Annotated in this window: 15 protein-coding genes; 7 read left to right on the top strand and 8 right to left on the bottom strand. The window is 34.6% G+C overall.

The window, feature by feature from the left end:
• Positions 1-678: 678 nt before the first annotated feature.
• Entirely contained in the window at positions 679-1833 is a 1155-nt protein-coding gene (locus ACX1N5_RS00840) for an Arm DNA-binding domain-containing protein (RefSeq protein WP_458800074.1), read from the bottom strand.
• A 322-nt stretch (positions 1834-2155) separates the two neighbouring features.
• Here ACX1N5_RS00840 and ACX1N5_RS00835 point away from each other — a divergent pair, with 322 nt between their 5' ends.
• Both ACX1N5_RS00835 and ACX1N5_RS00830 read left to right on the top strand, forming a co-directional pair.
• Entirely contained in the window at positions 2156-2425 is a 270-nt protein-coding gene (locus ACX1N5_RS00835) for a hypothetical protein (RefSeq protein ID WP_458800072.1), read from the top strand.
• 69 nt (positions 2426-2494) lie between these two features.
• Positions 2495-3352: a hypothetical protein gene (locus ACX1N5_RS00830; protein ID WP_458800070.1), complete on the top strand. Its 858-nt coding sequence runs from the start codon at positions 2495-2497 to the stop codon at positions 3350-3352.
• A 90-nt stretch (positions 3353-3442) separates the two neighbouring features.
• Here the strand turns inward: ACX1N5_RS00830 and ACX1N5_RS00825 are convergent, their stop codons facing one another.
• From ACX1N5_RS00825 to ACX1N5_RS00810, 4 genes are read right to left on the bottom strand one after another with little or no spacing between them, the layout of a single operon-like run.
• Positions 3443-6157, bottom strand: a complete 2715-nt coding sequence (locus ACX1N5_RS00825) for a toprim domain-containing protein (RefSeq protein ID WP_458800068.1) — start codon at positions 6155-6157, stop codon at positions 3443-3445.
• A 15-nt stretch (positions 6158-6172) separates the two neighbouring features.
• Positions 6173-6346 (bottom strand): hypothetical protein, encoded by a 174-nt coding sequence (locus ACX1N5_RS00820; RefSeq protein WP_458800066.1) that lies wholly within the window; start codon positions 6344-6346, stop codon positions 6173-6175.
• A 4-nt stretch (positions 6347-6350) separates the two neighbouring features.
• The gene (locus ACX1N5_RS00815; protein ID WP_458800065.1) at positions 6351-6596 is read right to left on the bottom strand and encodes a hypothetical protein; all 246 of its coding nucleotides are present in this window, start codon (positions 6594-6596) and stop codon (positions 6351-6353) included.
• Between the two features lie 4 nt (positions 6597-6600).
• The gene (locus ACX1N5_RS00810; protein ID WP_458800063.1) at positions 6601-6801 is read right to left on the bottom strand and encodes a ribbon-helix-helix domain-containing protein; all 201 of its coding nucleotides are present in this window, start codon (positions 6799-6801) and stop codon (positions 6601-6603) included.
• Positions 6802-6886: 85 nt separating this feature from the next.
• On the opposite strand from ACX1N5_RS00810, the gene ACX1N5_RS00805 reads away from it, so the two are divergent.
• On the top strand, positions 6887-7237 hold the full coding sequence (locus tag ACX1N5_RS00805; protein WP_458800061.1) for a hypothetical protein: 351 nt from the start codon (positions 6887-6889) through the stop codon (positions 7235-7237).
• Positions 7238-7279: 42 nt separating this feature from the next.
• Here ACX1N5_RS00805 and ACX1N5_RS00800 read toward each other — a convergent pair whose 3' ends face one another.
• Both ACX1N5_RS00800 and ACX1N5_RS00795 read right to left on the bottom strand, forming a co-directional pair.
• On the bottom strand, positions 7280-7840 hold the full coding sequence (locus ACX1N5_RS00800; RefSeq protein WP_458800059.1) for a hypothetical protein: 561 nt from the start codon (positions 7838-7840) through the stop codon (positions 7280-7282).
• Between the two features lie 4 nt (positions 7841-7844).
• Entirely contained in the window at positions 7845-8015 is a 171-nt protein-coding gene (locus ACX1N5_RS00795) for a hypothetical protein (RefSeq protein ID WP_458800057.1), read from the bottom strand.
• Positions 8016-8356: 341 nt separating this feature from the next.
• Between ACX1N5_RS00795 and ACX1N5_RS00790 the strand changes: the two genes are divergently transcribed.
• Both ACX1N5_RS00790 and ACX1N5_RS00785 read left to right on the top strand, forming a co-directional pair.
• Positions 8357-9811 carry a V-type ATP synthase subunit I domain-containing protein gene (locus ACX1N5_RS00790; protein ID WP_458800055.1) on the top strand — a complete coding sequence of 485 codons (1455 nt, stop codon included), beginning with the start codon at positions 8357-8359 and terminating at the stop codon, positions 9809-9811.
• 38 nt (positions 9812-9849) lie between these two features.
• Positions 9850-10551 carry a hypothetical protein gene (locus ACX1N5_RS00785; RefSeq protein WP_458800053.1) on the top strand — a complete coding sequence of 234 codons (702 nt, stop codon included), beginning with the start codon at positions 9850-9852 and terminating at the stop codon, positions 10549-10551.
• A 156-nt stretch (positions 10552-10707) separates the two neighbouring features.
• Here the strand turns inward: ACX1N5_RS00785 and ACX1N5_RS00780 are convergent, their stop codons facing one another.
• The gene (locus ACX1N5_RS00780; protein WP_458800051.1) at positions 10708-10989 is read right to left on the bottom strand and encodes an Ogr/Delta-like zinc finger protein; all 282 of its coding nucleotides are present in this window, start codon (positions 10987-10989) and stop codon (positions 10708-10710) included.
• A 112-nt stretch (positions 10990-11101) separates the two neighbouring features.
• Between ACX1N5_RS00780 and ACX1N5_RS00775 the strand changes: the two genes are divergently transcribed.
• Both ACX1N5_RS00775 and ACX1N5_RS00770 read left to right on the top strand, forming a co-directional pair.
• Positions 11102-11302: a Com family DNA-binding transcriptional regulator gene (locus ACX1N5_RS00775; protein WP_458800049.1), complete on the top strand. Its 201-nt coding sequence runs from the start codon at positions 11102-11104 to the stop codon at positions 11300-11302.
• Complete coding sequence (locus tag ACX1N5_RS00770; protein WP_458800047.1) at positions 11268-12071, top strand: DNA adenine methylase; 804 nt, start codon at positions 11268-11270, stop codon at positions 12069-12071. Before ACX1N5_RS00775 ends, ACX1N5_RS00770 begins: the two co-directional genes overlap by 35 nt.
• The last annotated feature ends 326 nt before the right edge of the window (positions 12072-12397 follow it).

Below are 12397 nucleotides of genomic sequence, written 5' to 3'. Positions count from 1 at the left end.
ATATTGCACAGATACTTGCAACAGTGCTGTTTTTAAGCTGATACAAAGTATGTTTTGCAGAGCTCAGTTTTTCTAAATGAACAGAACATCACCAATTCACGGCAAAATACCCTGTCATTGAGTCTTGCTCGGAATGATGGCTAAAACTAAAAAACTCAACAGATCCTTAGAATTCCCAGTTTATGGGCAATTTGGATGATATTGATATTTTATACACGAGTCATGGGAAAAATTTTTATCAAAATTTACTGATTTATTACACAATTTATGAAAAATTTATTATCAATAAATGATTTTTATGAAAAATAAATGCAAATACTCTGTTCAGATAGAAAATTATTCGCAAAAAAATAAGAAATTTGAATAAAACAAGGAAGGTATAAACACGAAGATGGTGCGCTCAGCGGGACTCGAACCTACGCCACAATTTTCGGATACATATTAAAAATCAGTACCTTACAGATTACTAGGTAGCGAAAAATTGCCAATATGGGAATATAGATTCTAACGACTGGTTATCTTCAATATTTGGTGTGGGTTTTCTATCTGAGATTAAAAATAAGAGAGGCAAAATCTATTGCCCCTCAAAAATGAAGTAATGGAGTAATATCTTATTTTTAAATTTTAAAATCAGTTACTTATAAAGTAACAAATGGAGTAATCCCAAAGTGTTTTACATTACTTTAAGATGTAATTATTTATCTTTGATATGTAGTCAGGCGCATCCTCAGCAATGATTTTTCCATAGTGCTTATAGATCATCGTGGTATCTGCATGTCCCAGTTGATCCGCAATCCATTCTGGTGGTACTTGGCCACTGGATAAAAGTTGACTGGCAAAAGTATGCCGTCCTTGATTGATACCTCTATGGCGAACCTTTGACTTTTTAAGATGCTGATTCCATCTGTAACGCAGCTCATGATATTTATAGTGCATCATGGTTTCATGGTTAATCCAGACAAAACTTAACTTCTCTTTTCTAAAGGTTTGATTATCTCTTTGTAAAATATCAATCGTTTTAGATTTGTACTGCCCTGTAATCAGGTATTGCTTTTTTAACGCATCTATTGCTGGTTGAAGCAATTTTATCTGACGTTTTCGTCGACGTGTCTTTGTCACTCTGTAGGTATTACGTACCCAACCTCGCTGTATTAAGATCGTTCCCTGGTCTAGATCAACATCATCCCAAGCCAATGCTAATTGCTCAGAAATAGACAATCCTGTCCACAGCAAACAAGGTATTAAATTTTCTATATCTGGGAATGTTGCCGTGTTTAGTAATGTACTGATTTCTGCCTTAGTGAATGGATCAGGCTCTGGAGCATCTTCTTGCTGAATGGATATATCTTTGAATGGGTTATATGCAATTTTATGCTCATTGCGCCAAATCGCGTGGATCTGTGCCAGTCGTGTGACAATTTCACGGATTGTTTTAGGCTGTAGCTTTTCCTTAAGCTTTCTAATCCATTTTTTAACATCCACCGTTTCAATGTTTTTAGGGTTTTCTTTGCCCCAACGTGGGATAACATGTAAATCGACCTGATAACCATATGAATAGAATGTGCTAGGTGAGACTTCCCTTTCTGTGGCCTGTTTCCATTCATGTGCATAGTATGTGATCGTATTTCTTTCGACATGTTTTGAATGTGGGAAATGCCGAACTAAATCAAACGTACCCATTTCTATTTCGAGCTTAATAAGATTGACCAGCTTTTCTGCACGTTCGATATTTTCTGGTGTGGTTTTCCAGCCCAGCGTTTCTTTTATTACGGTTGTGCCATCATTGATCCATATACGCATGGATTTTCCACGAATTTCTAGCCCTGCTGACATAAGTAGACCTACATTAAAGTATTTTGTAATATTTTGAATATGTTAAAAAAATGCACCTCAGAATGGAGGTGCGTAAGAAATGCTTAGGGTAATGTCTCTACACATCTACAAATTAATTTGTTCAAAAAATAAACTATTAATCATTTAATATTTAACAATCCTTGAAATAGTGAATCACTATCCATACTTATATATTAAGTTGAAACAAAGTGTGATACATATCACAAAAATACAGTTTCTTCGATTAGTTACTATTCTAATAAGATTTCAAAATTAGACTTTAGCAACGTAAATTTAAATTTCTAAATAGACAGGAATTGATATGGCTTTAAAATTATTACTCACAGTTGATTTAAATGCTGTGAAAGAAACAGAACGTAATGCTTTTTATGACTTTTTAGATGAAAAAAAACTTAAAAAGACAAATTTAACAACTACATGGACAGCTTCTTTTAGTTTAAATACCACATACGATGATGCTGTAAAGGCAATCAAAAATATTTTAGAAAATGCCGCCAAGGCAGCTAACATTAAACACTATGAGGCACAATTTATGATTTCATCAAATGATGTTATGTCTGTTCGAAAATAAAAAATGGGGCATTCTGCCCCATTTCACTAACTTTCCATAAAACATGTTTTTCTATATAAGGTATTACTTATGTCATTTATAGATGACCATCCTAACTATCAAACTTATCAAAGTTCTACCTATACTTTAGATATGATTCCCTCTGAAGTATTTTCAGCTTTACAAGGTATAATTGTATCTGCAGTTAATAAATCTGAAAATCCAACGAATTATATAAAGCACATTCTTTCATTAATGGCTCAAAATATTCCATGTCCACAAAGTGAAGCATGGTCATATAATTTTTTAATGGATGATTTACCTGATTTTACCTACAAATTATCCAGAACTAAATTTAATCGCCAAATGAATTTTTTTTTAGAATTAGCACAGCTTGATCACATTAATCTAAGCGATTTAAATGAACAGTTTAGTGATTACAATTTTGGTTATATTCTTGAAAATATAAAAATAGGTGAATATACAAGTACCGCTGTTCAATGGATTCTCTGTGATGATGTAACTAGTCGTACTAAAGAAATTGAAAAAACCATAGAGACTGTTCAAAGTATCTGCCAACAAACATATGATCATTTAATACAAGCTCAAGAGCAGTTTTTTCAAACTAATAATTTATCTGATCGTGATATTAAAGACATTGTTCGTGATTGTCTTTCAGCGATGGAAACAATTGTTAAAAAGGTTTCAGGTAAAGATGATATTAAGGATGCTATCCAAGCTCTTCGCAGTGATCCTAATAAATGGGGACGCACCGAAATTGTCAAAGATGGTTTAAGCCTATGGGATAGAATGCATAAATTTTACCCTGATATGCGCCACGGCAACCCTGTTGCTTCAACTCTTCCCCTAGATGAAGCTTTATATTGGATTGATCGTATTAATTCATATATCCGTTTTATAATGAGAATGCATTTAAAAAATAGTTAATTTACAAGGAGCTCAAATCTAATCTGACAGAACACTAAAAATAATACATCAGCATAGGTTTGAGCTATTAGATCTAAAATACTACTTACATTATCCCCCTGCAGGCTTCTCAAAAATCCAACAGCGTTTGGTACTACTGGTGATTTTGCTTTGAATCGCCTTATTGGCTTCAATAAAGCGGTAATGCAGGCTATGACGCAGGACTGCTTGTAGCTCGTTGACCTCTGGCAATGCATAGCGATAATCTGCTGCCATTTTGTAAAGATGAGCAAAATTTAGGGCAAATAAATCAGGTTTTGCTGAGTGATTTAAGTTAGTTTCAGCATTTGTAAGGTGTGGAATAGCAGATTCCATTTCCTCAATTGTGTTCCAGAAGTTTTGAACGATTACAGAGTCAGACTTGATCACTTTGTCACGTGTTTGTGCCATTGATGTAATTTCGGCATAAACCTGTTTCTGTATCTCTACTGGTACGTCAACAATGTGCTTACAGAGCGCTTCAAATAAAGCCATAAATTGAGCATGGTTTTGTACGACACGTGAACTGCGGATGTTGTATTTGTCATCGTGTAAAACTGCATCATATTTTTCAAAGCCCAAACGATAAGACTCAAGTACGGCAACCTCTTTGGTCAGGCAATTTAAAATGAACTGGCTGACATCTTCGGGTTCATATTTCTCTAACCGACGAGATGCATATAGGCTGTTTTTAGTCAGTTGATCTTTAAAAAATTTCGTATGAACAATACGTTCCATAATAGGTGTAGTTGAAGCAACTTCAGCATTCTGGCTGATCATTACCGTCCCCATGAATGGTGGTTCATAGGTTTCATTGCCACCATTTTTTACACCTTGTGCACCAAGCGATCCGCCATCAAATAGGGTTTTCAGCGAATCCCAATCAAACTGTTTAATTACACCACGATCATTCTCACGTTCTGATTCGATCAATACGACTGGTAAGTTTGAAACTTGTCTGAAGGTACGAATTAGACCCGATTTGGTCGATTTAACAGGATCGACCCCTTCATATTTGGTACGCCCTAATAACTTCCATAAAAATAGTAGTAGAGTCGATTTACCTGTTCCCGGTTCACCAACGACTTCATAGAATGGAAAAGATTTGTGCATTTTTCGGATTTGTTGTGCATATAGACTGCCAAAGAATGCAGTCAATGTGACCAAACCACGTACGCTGTATGCATCAATAAAATCTGTAATCCACTGTTTTTTATAATCAGTAAGCTTTGGATTGATCTCCAATGAAAACGGAGATTTACATTTTAAATTGGTATGGCGTGGTAACTCGAAATAGTCTTCTTTATTAATTAAAAACTGTTTACCTGCTTGATAAGCGATATCACCTAAAACATAGGTTTTATGGTCAGCGTGATAACCCACATAATTGATCAGTTCTACCCTTTTAATATCGGTCAGTTCTCTTTCAAGAAAGGCATCTAACTGGGTGCTATTTCCTTTATAAAATTTACCTGGTGCAACGTGTAAAAGGCGTTTTTTGAACTCTGATGCTGACGATATATGTGAAGCACTAAATGTATTTTTAATGGTTTTAGCACCACGAGGGAAATCAATCTGAAAGTAATAATCTGCTTCATCAATCTCAGCCATATATTGGTAATAGAGCCCACGCGGTCGACAGTCCATGATCAGCTTTGCATCTGCAGCAGCTAAAATTGCTGCATCACGACGTTCTGTAGTCGCTTTATCTTTTTCTTCCTGTGCCCAGTCTTCATTGTCACTTTCTTCAAAGCCGATGCCTTTCATATAGTCATCGTACTTATCCATATCTAACTTGAACCAATAGACTTGTTTATTGAAATCAAAAGGAAAAGATTTAGTTCCTTTATGTTTGTAGATAAGTATGCCTTTATCTACAGGCTTGTCTGCAATCAGTAAAGAGCCGTAATACTTATAGCTGTCTAAATCAGAAAATTTAAGACGATCTTGTTTGTACAGATCATTCCAGTCAGTTTTTTTACGACCGCTTGGTGGAAGTGCTGCTTCACATTGAAAACCATCCTCTTTGGCTTTTTCGATATTTTTTAAAATACCTTCATGGCCAGCCTGATCATTATCAAAAGCCCATATCAGCTTAGGTAATGGCTTGGCTGCTTCCTGACATTTCTTAGCAATATGATGTAAAAAGATAGATGGATAATTGTTGCAGCTTAAAGCTGAAAAACTGGTGATGTCTGAAAGCCACAATGCAATCGTGTCAAAGATACCTTCTGTAATCCAAATTTCTTTAGATTCAATATAGTTGGTGTTTGGTGTTGTCCAAGCATGACCTTGTGATGACCACTGCCATTTAAAAGTGGTCTTTTGGAGTACACCATGATCATCAAGGATACGCTGCCACCAGCCTTCATTCCCTGCTTCATCGGTAATTGGAAAACGTAGTGTTACTGACCCGACTTGGTGCTCATTACTTTTATAATATTCTTGAGAGTATTGAAGAGCTTGTAGTTTATCTAGTGGAAAACCACGCCCTTCAACTAAGTAAGCATTCACCGTTTTATTTGGTTCTGCTTGAGTAGATTCAAAACGCTTTTCCCATTTTTCAAAAAGCTCTGGGAATAAATCTCGAACGTGATTTTCTTTACCACATGCATTTTTACGTGGGCAGAAAACTACCCACGGCTCATCGGGATAAACCCAAGCTGATGCTTCTTTGTGATTACAATCGGGGCATCTACCACGCAATTTATCGCCACTTTTGACTTTGAAGCTATAAACATCTTTAAGTTTATCTATAACTAAAGCTTTAGTTTCTGGAAACATCATTTTCAATTGCCTTGGTTAATGCCGTCTGCGTTTAAGTTCTTGCCCTGCCAAGTTCAACAATTTTTCTTGAATGCGTTCTCTGGCGAGGTGTTCTATGGTTTCTTCAACTGATGCAAGCCCCAGTTGCTTTTGCACTTCCTGTACAAGTTTGAGTTCTTGGCTTGAAAGTACGATGTTGTGCTTGAGCATCAATTCAGCTCCTAGAAAGCTGTTCGTGTGCGCCTTCACTTAGGAATGTATGCAAATTAAAATCATCTTCTGGATCGTCAACTAAAGTGTAGATGGCTTGCTTCATTGCCATCTGGCGAATCAAAACACTGATTTCAATGCCTAGAAGATTTGATGCTGCTGTGAGCAGATCGGTTTCATCATTGGTGAGGTTGATACTGAAGCGATTATCACGAAGTTGTTTTTTAATGCGTCGATGTTGAATTGACATAAATTTAACCCTCATTGGTGTTTTGACTTTGTTTTCCCAAGTAATAGATATTTGAAATTACACTGGAACGGCTCATTCCCGTTTTTTCAACAGCCTGATCAATTTGCTTCACTTCTTCTGGTGGCAAATAAAGAATGCAGGCAACTCGCCCCCCAGTGATCTTTTTAGATCGCTGTTTATTTGGAGGTGAAATTTTTGTACTCATACAGTATCCTTGCGGTAATAGTAGTTTGCTATAATTCACTATAGCATAAATATTTAGTCTTTCAACGTAAAAAGGGAACATTTTTATGCCTGAATTAGATCCAACGATTGGCATTGAAATTGGGAAACGCTTTAAAGAAGAGCTGGAAAAGAAGAATTTAAAGGCTAAAACTTTGTCGCGTGAGATAGGTGCTAGTGAAAACACACTGGGTGTGTATGTACGTGGAAAGATTCCAGATCAGTGGGCTTATTTGCATAATTTGCATCAACAAGGGGTTGATATTCGTTATGTCATTCTAGGGATTGACCCTGAATATGCGGGGCTAACCAGTGAAGAAAGTACATTATTAAAAGCATACCGACAGCTTAGTTCTGAAGCCCAAGAAGCTTTACTAGGTTTAAGTACGGTTTATGCTAAAGAGATGGAGAAAAAATAATGGTCGCGCATTAAAAAGCCCACTTTAAAGTGGGCTTTTTTATTACTCGTCTAAACCATTTTGAACAATCTGCAATTTCTGCTCTAAATCCATGAGCTTATAAATCAGGTCATTTCTCTTGTAAACAACATCACGGTTTTCACTGCCTGTTTCTAATGAGTTTCTCCAAATACGAACTGACGCTAAAGCTTGATCTAAAATTAAGTCTAAATTTTCATAATTTTTCATGTGATTTTCTCTAACAATTTGATTTAATTGAAATTGCCAGACTCTCACCTCGGAATTATTCCAAATCGGACTATTTATTGCAAATTCCCCCTTAAAAACTGGGTAAATCAGATCACTTAATGCAGGCTTTAGTACCTCGATATCAATCTTACTTCCTTCAAGGTTTTTATTCTTTGCAAGTTCCTGAATCAAATCATTCACTTGATCAGGGCAAATCGATAACTTTCCCTTGCTTGTATCGTGGTTAAAGGTGAATTGTGCCTGTACGGCTTTATCGACAATTTCGAACAGTGCTCTACACAGGAGTTCACTTTTTGGGTTGGATGCTTTGATGCGCGGTGCAATTGGAACGTAAGGGATAATGTTGTTATTCATGTGCTTATTCCCCTACAAACAAAAATGACATGGAGAATAGCATTACGGATAAATAGAAAATTCCGTAGGCTGCATTTTTAAAAGTGCTTTTGATTTTTTTGCGACGTTGGCGCTGGTTATAAGCGTCCAAATCATAGATAGGCGTGTGCTCAAGCACATGAATTGATTTTTTCATGACTAGTACTCAGAGTAAGTTTTTTTGCAAACCTACCGCCATTACTTCTCACGGTAATGGTGGCAGACCGAACAGGGGTGAGAATACCGTACTCTGAGAACGGCCAGCCAAAGGCTGCCCTGCCCGATCTACCATAACAAGTATAGCCGATCAGACTTTTTAGGCAAAAAAAAGGCCGCTTAAGCGACTGTATTTTATGCGCTCAGAGTAAGGATTTACAGGTTCTCACGCCTGTACACCGATTTTGCGGTGCCCTTACATCTTGCCTATAGTGAGTTGCTATGTCAATATACCAAATTATTATATTTTATAAGATATTGTTTTTTGGGAGAAGATTTTTGATGAAAAGTATTTTAGAAGATGAATTCATAAACCTCTTAAATGATATTAAAAAGCTTAATTCAGATAATCAAAATAAATATATAAATTCAAGTGTAACATTAGAAGCATTAATAAAAGAAAATGTAAATAAAAAAAATTTATCAAATTTTACGTTCCAAGAAAATAAGATAAAGAGCACAATGATTAATATTGAAAAAATAATCATCCTGATAGAACAAAAATATATAAAATCATTAAAAGAAGAATTTTCAGGTTCAATAAAAAATGAATATTTAGGAGATCTTATTTCTTCAATAAATCATTATAACAAAATAAAAAATCTTATAACAACATATAATGATCTCTGTAAAAATATCACTCAAAAAATATCTGAAAAAAATAATATAATTAAAGAGGAGTTAGAAAGTTATATTAATAAAATATTAGAAGGTATAATAATTTCAGATAAAGGAATTCTAGATAACTTAGATGAAGTTTTAATAAAATTAAATTCAATAAATAAATCCTTATTAAATGAAAAAATAGCTATTGAGGAAAGAAAAAACTTAGATTATCAAAATAGATTTATGGAAGATGCAGGCTTACTTTTAAAAAAATATGAAAATGAAATTAAAAATTTAACTAGTAAATATGAAAATGAAATTAAAAATTTAAAATTAGACCAAGATAGCATTAGTAAGAGTAGTAAATTATTACAAGAAGAAGTTGATAATAGTCTAAAAAAACTAACTGACCTAAATGAAAGAACTCAAAAAGTTGAATTAGAGTTTTCAAAAATAATTCATGCTGAAACAAGCAAAATAAGAAGTGAGCTAGATAATGAAAAACATCATATTTTTCTAGAAGTTAATAAGATTGTTAATGAAGTAAAACAAAAATCCAATGAACTAGAAACAGCACACTCAGACTTTAAAATGCTAGTCGAAAGAGCTGGTATTTATGAATTAACTAGAAATTATAAAGAAAAAGCAGATGAAGAGAAAAAAGATTATGTAACAAATAGAAGATGGACTGTTTCATCTATATCTTTAGCTATTGTGACTACTATCATTGTGATATCACTTCAATATAAATCTCCTAACAATATCGATTATTATCTAATTTTCGCAAGATTATCTATATCAATAATGTTTTTTGTATTAGCAGTTTACACTTCAAAGCAAGCAGCAAAACATTATGAATGTTATCAAGAAAACCACCGTACTTTTTTACAACTTGCAGCACTTGAACCATTTATGGCACGTATGACTCATGATGAACAAAAAGAGATACGTAAAGGGCTTATTCCTAGCTACTTCAACCAAGGCGCTGATGGCAAGTTTACATCTAAAGGTGATGAGGTTGATATTCCAGCAAATATGGCTAGCATAATGGGAAAATTAGTTGATATTGTTGCTGAAAAGAAAGACCCAAAATCTGATGATAATACCCCAGCAGCAAAGTCACAGTCTTAGAACTTAAATAATTTATAGAAGTATCAAAAGAGTAAAAAATGAATCAAGTTCAACTCTTTCAAATTGCCCAATCACTAGGTATCCCACCTATTATAGTAAAATGGGTATTTTTCATATTTGTATTATTCAGTTTAATCATGCTATTTCTGAATGTTTTAGAAAAAATGGGCGTTATTAACTGGATTTCAAAATGGATTAATCCAAAAACCGATTATCAAGAAGAAATAGAAACACTTAATCTTTTAAAAGATTTTAAATCAAAATATGAACTGAATAATGATGATTACCCTTATGCCCATGTTGTCCATGAGCAACAGGAGCTAACTCTTTTAAATAGATTCTATGAAAGTCGAACTGAAGACTTGTATTTACTCAGATATTGCATTTCTAGAATAGAGCGAAAACGAGCCTTTCGTTTATCAAAACATCCTATATTTCCTATTTTTGTAAAAAAAGATCAATCTACAGGTGGATATGTATTACGAAAATATGTATTTAAGCTATTAATTTATATAACTTTATCCACTTGGATTATTATCTATGCATTTATTTCTTTAGGTCTTCTATATATCTTACTAAAATTTCAAAAAGAACTAAGTTTATTGCAAATTCTAGTTATATATATTTCTGCTGCAATTTTACCTTTATTCATAGGTTGGTTATGTAAACCCTTACTCATTCCTTTTCATGCTAAGTCTTTTGTAGAATTGAAAAAAGATGAGCCATCTGAACTTCAATGAATGAAACCTAATAAAGTTTGTAACTTCAGTTGATCAATATAAATTGAAATAGCCAACACAATCATAGATGCTGCTCGATGGTTAATCCAAATCGAGCAGCCTAAAATTCCCCACATAAAACATTGAATCATAAAAATAATTATCATCATGTCTGATTCATTCTCTCATTTCATCATTGGCAGCTTGAAGTTGTAGTAATGTCGGAATGTAAATTTCTGGATCAGGGCTGGCACTCGGTGAAATGGTATGAGTAATCTCAATATGTCCTCTACAGGTAAACCCACAGAACAGATTTGGACAGGTTAACCAAATTTCTTTTAGCAAAGGATGTCTTTGCTCACTTGTACGGATTTTTAAATTAGTAGACTTACAATGTGGGCACTTAATCTGTGGCCGTGAATTGTTTTTATTAATCTTGTTATAGCTCAACGCAGTCATTTTACGCACCAAAGAATATATTTATGTTTATTTTAAATTAAAAGAATAAATATTTGTTCTTTTAATTTATTTTTAATATCATTTGTGCGGTTTTTCTAATGCAGAAAAATTTATGCAAAATCTAAAGTGCCAGTGCTGCTTTAAGCTTCTGGCAAAAACTATGGCATTTCATCAAATCGAAATCAAATGCCCTCGTTGTAAAACACTCAATACTTTCCAGAGCACCCAGAGTGCCTTACCTGAATGCCCAGAGCATCAAACTAACTCAGGTAAGATCCATGACACAAAACCTCTCACCACAATACAATCCTAGTGGTCACAGCTTTAGCGGATGGCTCGGTGGTAAATCTCAACTGGCACGCACTATCATTGAGATGATGCCCGAACATAAAACTTACGTTGAAGTGTTTGGCGGTGCTGGATGGGTACTTTTTAAAAAGACTCCTTCTACGGTTGAAGTGATCAATGACATTAATGATGATCTGATCAACTTGTACCGTATCTTAAAATTTCACTTCGATGCTTTCTTGCAAGAGTTTGAATTGTTGTTATTTGCTAGAACACAATTTAATGATTTTAAGTCCGATCAATCTGGTCTCACAGATATCCAAAGAGCCGTAAAATTTTACTATGTGCTGCGTTCTGCTTTTGGTTGCCAATTGGATGGCTCTTTTAGCTATTCAAAAGACCGAGCCAGCCGTATGCGTTTAGGCGAGCGTTTGCGTGAACATTTACTTTCTATCCATGAACGTCTGCAAAATGTGGTCATCGAAAATCGATCATACGATTACATGATTGATCGTCTTGATAGCCCTGACACACTGTTTTATCTAGATCCACCCTATTGGGATTGTGAAAACATGTATGGCAAAGGTATCTGGACGAAAGAAGACTTTTATATGCTGAAGGAAAAGTTAGATAAAGTTCAGGGTAAATTTATTCTGAGTTTGAATGATGTACCTGAAGTACGAGAGTTATTTAAAGACTATGCGATGACTCATCGTAAGATCCGTTGGTCAGTGAATGCCAAGGCAGCTCATGAAGAACATAATGGCAATGAGCTGATTATTTATAATTTTTAGTGTGAGCATTTGCTGACAAGAATTCAGGACATTTGCCAGTAGGCAGTTAGGCTGAGTTTGTTATGATGGTGATGTAAAGAACAGGAAGTTCAAAAACTTAGTTTTAGCATCAGGATGTGAGGGATGACAGGAGTTGCCCCTAGGACGCAAATATGAAAGCCCTCGACAGGATGTTGGGGGCTTTTTAATATAAAAGATTTATCCTAAATAGTTTCGGTAATCTACACAATTCTAGGACATGCTCTCATTTAATTTAATAAAGCAAAGTGATCTGTATTTCGATAAAAAACAATCAAAATCCTCAATTAAATTTTAATTATCTAAAT

Source organism: Acinetobacter sp. ANC 4636 (assembly GCF_054454555.1).
The sequence above is the reverse complement of the archived record's forward strand: the minus strand, read 5'-3'. Positions and strand labels throughout refer to the sequence as shown.

Bases quoted from the DNA above. Each gene is read 5' to 3' on its own strand.
- ACX1N5_RS00840 (WP_458800074.1), bottom strand. From the start codon at position 1,833: ATGTCAGCAGGGCTAGAAATTCGTGGAAAATCCATGCGTATATGGATC.
- ACX1N5_RS00835 (WP_458800072.1), top strand. From the start codon at position 2,156: ATGGCTTTAAAATTATTACTCACAGTTGATTTAAATGCTGTGAAAGAA.
- ACX1N5_RS00830 (WP_458800070.1), top strand. From the start codon at position 2,495: ATGTCATTTATAGATGACCATCCTAACTATCAAACTTATCAAAGTTCT.
- ACX1N5_RS00825 (WP_458800068.1), bottom strand. From the start codon at position 6,157: ATGATGTTTCCAGAAACTAAAGCTTTAGTTATAGATAAACTTAAAGAT.
- ACX1N5_RS00820 (WP_458800066.1), bottom strand. From the start codon at position 6,346: ATGCTCAAGCACAACATCGTACTTTCAAGCCAAGAACTCAAACTTGTA.
- ACX1N5_RS00815 (WP_458800065.1), bottom strand. From the start codon at position 6,596: ATGTCAATTCAACATCGACGCATTAAAAAACAACTTCGTGATAATCGC.
- ACX1N5_RS00810 (WP_458800063.1), bottom strand. From the start codon at position 6,801: ATGAGTACAAAAATTTCACCTCCAAATAAACAGCGATCTAAAAAGATC.
- ACX1N5_RS00805 (WP_458800061.1), top strand. From the start codon at position 6,887: ATGCCTGAATTAGATCCAACGATTGGCATTGAAATTGGGAAACGCTTT.
- ACX1N5_RS00800 (WP_458800059.1), bottom strand. From the start codon at position 7,840: ATGAATAACAACATTATCCCTTACGTTCCAATTGCACCGCGCATCAAA.
- ACX1N5_RS00795 (WP_458800057.1), bottom strand. From the start codon at position 8,015: ATGAAAAAATCAATTCATGTGCTTGAGCACACGCCTATCTATGATTTG.
- ACX1N5_RS00790 (WP_458800055.1), top strand. From the start codon at position 8,357: ATGAAAAGTATTTTAGAAGATGAATTCATAAACCTCTTAAATGATATT.
- ACX1N5_RS00785 (WP_458800053.1), top strand. From the start codon at position 9,850: ATGAATCAAGTTCAACTCTTTCAAATTGCCCAATCACTAGGTATCCCA.
- ACX1N5_RS00780 (WP_458800051.1), bottom strand. From the start codon at position 10,989: ATGACTGCGTTGAGCTATAACAAGATTAATAAAAACAATTCACGGCCA.
- ACX1N5_RS00775 (WP_458800049.1), top strand. From the start codon at position 11,102: ATGCAAAATCTAAAGTGCCAGTGCTGCTTTAAGCTTCTGGCAAAAACT.
- ACX1N5_RS00770 (WP_458800047.1), top strand. From the start codon at position 11,268: ATGACACAAAACCTCTCACCACAATACAATCCTAGTGGTCACAGCTTT.